The organism is Bifidobacterium hapali, assembly GCF_002259755.1.
In the GTDB taxonomy this organism is placed as follows: domain Bacteria; phylum Actinomycetota; class Actinomycetes; order Actinomycetales; family Bifidobacteriaceae; genus Bifidobacterium; species Bifidobacterium hapali.
Map to the genome: position 1 here is coordinate 1 of NZ_MWWY01000058.1, position 4,127 is coordinate 4,127.

The following is a 4,127-nucleotide window of genomic DNA, read 5'->3' on the forward strand; positions in this document are numbered from 1 at the left end:
CGGCGCAGCGTGCGGGAGGGCAGGTCGTGCTCGGCCTGCGACCGTTTGGAAAACAGCCAGTCCAGTCCGCACCGCAGGTCACGGGCCCTGTTGTCGCGCGACTGGGTGCGCGAGCTCCCGCAGCCGGCGTCCCGGCACCGCCACCTGACCCGCCCCGAGCTTGTTCTTCCGTTCCGTTTCATCGGCTCGCCGCACACGGCGCAACTGGGTGTGTTCATCCACCCAATCTGCCACGCCAACTCGAAAGCCGCTCAACCGTTGTCCCGAAAGGCCTCACAGCCTGTTCCGGACACACATTCTGGCCGACTTCAAGTTCCCCGCCCATACAACTCGAACAGGGGAAACGCCCACTGCCACAAAGGAAAGCGAGCCAAAACAGACACACATTTTGGCCTATAACCCAAGAAACGCGGGTTTTATCCAAGTTCGTTGTCGGCATGTGAGTGGTTAGTTTCCGCGTGGCGGTTTTTGCTCGCTGAGCCCTGCCTAAGCGAGCGTTTTCTGCCACGCCAAACAGTTCAGATTCACGTGGGGTGCCACGAGTGAGGTGCCACGAGTGGGGTGCCGTCAGCGGTGCTCCGTGAACGAGCGGTGTATGTCACAGTTATAACGAGTGGTGCAGGTCCGCAGTTATATGGGGTTATAGAACTAGTGGTCTGCCTTACTAATAATTAATGGCTTCGCTTTTTGCCTCTTTCCCAGTTAGATTCGCTGCCGGCTCCTCTCAGAGGAGGCCGATACCACTCAGACAATTACGAGACAGACCACTAGTGTGGTGTTTTAGTGCCCCGGTTACGAGTGTGAACACTGGCCCGAGTTATCCACAAAAAATGTGGATAGACACGCCGTGATGTGGATAACTATCGACCGTTCGACCACATACCCCATTTTTGCCGACGCGCACAACAATAATACGGTTCAATCTGCGTATGAACACTTTTACCCTAGCTACTCCAGTAGCGACTTCAGCAGTTACTTCATCGCAGACCGCACTTGCATCTGCATCCGCACCCGCACCCGCAGCATCGGAATCATCATCACGCACACCGCCGCACCCTGGCGCCACGCGCTATTACATGCCACCCCCTGAGTCAATCGGGCAAGAGCATCGCTTGCGTTCTCATCCCGAGGCAATTGCCCAAGCATCCTACGGTCGCGCCGGTCCAGGACCGAACAATCTACCCAGCGGAGTCACGGTAGCAACTGCATGTCGCAATATTATCGTGTGTACTTCAGCAAGCGGTGGTTTAGGCTTAAGCGTCACTGCAGCTAGCATCGCACGCCACCTTGCCGAACGTGACTTGCCTAGCGCACTGATCGACGTTGATTTTCGCACAGGTGGTCTTGACGTGTTACTAGGTATCGAAGGCGAACCGGGAACACGATGTGAAACACTCGACGCTCCGCTCGGACGACTCGACGGTAACGCACTCAACCACGAACTACCCGAATGGGATGGCGTGCGAGTCCTCGCCAGTAATCCGTGGAGTGGTGATCCTCCTGATTGGTGGCAAACGCAGGCTGCTATTCGCGCGCTATCTGACGTCAATCGCGCGCTCATTGTGGACGCTGGGCGAGGTGAACTGTTGGAAACTATGCCTGAGCTGGGCAGTGCGGCGCAGATCGTACTAGCTGAACTATCAGTACTTGGACTAGCGCGTGCGAAGCGGCATATTGCCACACTGCAGCGGTGGATGGCGCTCCACGAACCACTACCCGCTAAGAGAGCAGCAAGTCATAGTCACTCACGAGATCAGTTGATAGTGGTCGGTATACAGCCGCGCAGCACAGTCCGTAATTCGGGCGTTATCTCACTGCCAGACGCCGCTGAATATCTTGGACATCCAGTATCCGGCCGTATTCGAACTGACTCGAAGCTCTGTGCTGACGTGTTGTCAGGCTTAGGAATCCGCGCGCTCAGTCGATCAAATCGGCGTGCGATTGACGGTATCTGCGATTGGATTGACGAACTATTATCAGGCGCAGGCGGTGATCATTCATGACTTCACTCGCTTTCGGTCCTTTGGAAAGTATCGTCGCCGATTCGCGAACGACAGACGTGACCGTCACTTGCGAAGGCCAAGTATGGGCTGATTTCGGCTCTGGCATGCGCGAATGTCAATTGCCGATTCCATTCCGTGCTCCTGATATTGTGCGCGATTACGCAGTGCAATTATGCGCGCAACTCGGTCGTCGCTTGGATGATGCATGTCCGATTGCTGATGCATCGTCGCCGGATGGGTTGCGCGTACACGCGGTTATTGCGCCAATAGTGCCGCAAGGTGCGGCAATTTCGATTCGTTTGCCGCCGCGCTCACCGCCTACCTTGGAATCGTTGTGTGCGCGCGGACTGATGCCAGCGATTTGGCTGCCGATATTGCGCTCGCTGGTTGATCGTCGCGCGACGTTACTGATTACCGGCGGCACCGGTGCGGGTAAAACCACGCTACTCAAAGCCCTGCTGGGATTATGTGCGGCTTACGAGCGGATTATTACCGTCGAAGAAGTGCGCGAACTTGGTGCGATCGGTGCGGGCAATCGTGTGTCGTTGGTGACGCGTGAAGCCAACGTTGAGGGTGCGGGTGCGATTGGTTTGCCACAACTCGTGAAAGCCACGTTGCGGATGCGACCTGATCGCATTGTGCTCGGTGAGTGCCGTGGTGAGGAGATCGCTGATCTGTTACGTGCGTTTAACTCTGGTCATCATGGTGGCATGGTTACGTTGCACGCTGACGATGTGCAGCGTGTGCCGACGCGACTGGCTTCATTGGGCTTGTTAGCTGGACTGCCAGTTGAAGCGACGGCGATGCTAGCTCGTGACGCATTCGATGCGGTGATTCATGTGGAGAGAGACGCTTCCGGACGGCGGTATATCAGTCAAATTGGCCGATTAATTAGTCAATTGGGCCAATTGACTAATACCAGTACTGTACAGTCGCTGAGTGGCGAAGTTGTTGCGATCTGGGATGGTGCAGGGACACCGATGGCCGGTCCCGGATGGGCGGATTTTGCGGCGCGCTGGTTGTTTGGCTCTCTGCGACAAAGAGAATCGTGACGCACAGACGTGATGCACAACAAAGAAAGGCGTCTTCCGATGATTGATGCGGCAGTAGTCGCTGCCTTAGCTGTGATTGTAACGGTCATAGCGTGGCCACAATCGACCGCAGTACAGCGGCTTGCGTCAATGCGGTCGCACATCGTGCAAGGTACTCGTCGAGTCGAGCAGCAATCGCAGGATTCGCGCGTTGGTATTGCGTCGGCTATCGCGGCCATGTGCGCAGCGATACGGTCCGGGGCGACGCTGGAGGCCGCCGTTATTGGTACCGCGCATTCGTCGCAGTCAGTAGCCAAGAGTCAGCCGGTCGGACGGCTGACACAATCGCGAATGTACGCGGTATTGAACGCGTGCGCACTGCCTAGTGAGCGCGCGCATCATGTTGCACAAACTGCTGCTGATCTTGCTGCTGCTATTCGTATCAGCATGGAATTGGGTTGCCCGGCAGCGCAATGTTTGGAAACGGTTGGTGCTTCGTATCGGCGAGCGCGCATGCTGGATGATCTGCGCGCGCAAGCGTTCGCGATTCCGCAGGCGACGACGAAATTGCTGTCTGCGTTGCCTGCGGTCACTGTGTTGTTCGGTGAATTTCTTGGCGCAAAGCCGTTGACGTTTCTGTTTGGCTCGCCGCAAGGATTGGTGTGTTTGGGGTTGGGATTGAGTTGGTATGTTGCTGGTCTGATATGGATGCGCGCGATGTTGCGTGGCATGGACAGCTTGTGACTGGCTGATACTGCGGACGATGGCGGTGCGGTGACGAGACTGAGATGAATGTGGCGGAAGGGGAGTGGCGTGAGTGTTGTTGGAAGTGCGATGATCGCGGCTGTGATGGTCGGCGGCTTGGTATGGGCTGGGTTGGGCCAGCGTGATCGTCGGCTGGCAATGTTGACTGACGTTGGACAGTGCAATCATGATGACAGTGCGGATACAGTACTGCCGCAGGAGTCGACGATATTAGCGTTGCTCATTGCTGCCGTGCGGCAAGGTTCGTCTATTCCTCGCGCGTTGGATGCGGTCGGGGATGCGGTTGGCGGTTCATTTGGCGAGGGTTTGCGCAAAGTAGCGACAGCCT

Annotated in this window: 4 protein-coding genes and 1 pseudogene; 4 read left to right on the top strand and 1 reads right to left on the bottom strand. The window is 56.7% G+C overall.

The features are described 5' to 3' along the window. The coding region (locus BHAP_RS11145) for a transposase-like zinc-binding domain-containing protein (protein ID WP_420807744.1) at positions 1-218 on the bottom strand (218 nt) is incomplete at its 3' end. A gap of 711 nt (positions 219-929) precedes the next feature. On the opposite strand from BHAP_RS11145, the gene BHAP_RS11150 reads away from it, so the two are divergent. The 4 genes and pseudogenes from BHAP_RS11150 to BHAP_RS11165 form a co-directional block, all read left to right on the top strand. Further along, entirely contained in the window at positions 930-2,003 is a 1,074-nt protein-coding gene (locus BHAP_RS11150) for a CpaE-like family protein (RefSeq protein WP_244569404.1), read from the top strand. Further along, on the top strand, positions 2,000-3,055 hold the full coding sequence (locus BHAP_RS11155; RefSeq protein ID WP_094730729.1) for a TadA family conjugal transfer-associated ATPase: 1,056 nt from the start codon (positions 2,000-2,002) through the stop codon (positions 3,053-3,055). The genes BHAP_RS11150 and BHAP_RS11155 overlap by 4 nt, the downstream gene beginning before the upstream one ends. 39 nt (positions 3,056-3,094) lie before the next feature. Continuing rightward, positions 3,095-3,778: a type II secretion system F family protein gene (locus BHAP_RS11160; protein WP_094730730.1), complete on the top strand. Its 684-nt coding sequence runs from the start codon at positions 3,095-3,097 to the stop codon at positions 3,776-3,778. 69 nt (positions 3,779-3,847) lie between these two features. Further along, positions 3,848-4,127, top strand: a pseudogene (locus BHAP_RS11165) (hypothetical protein); the annotation flags it as partial.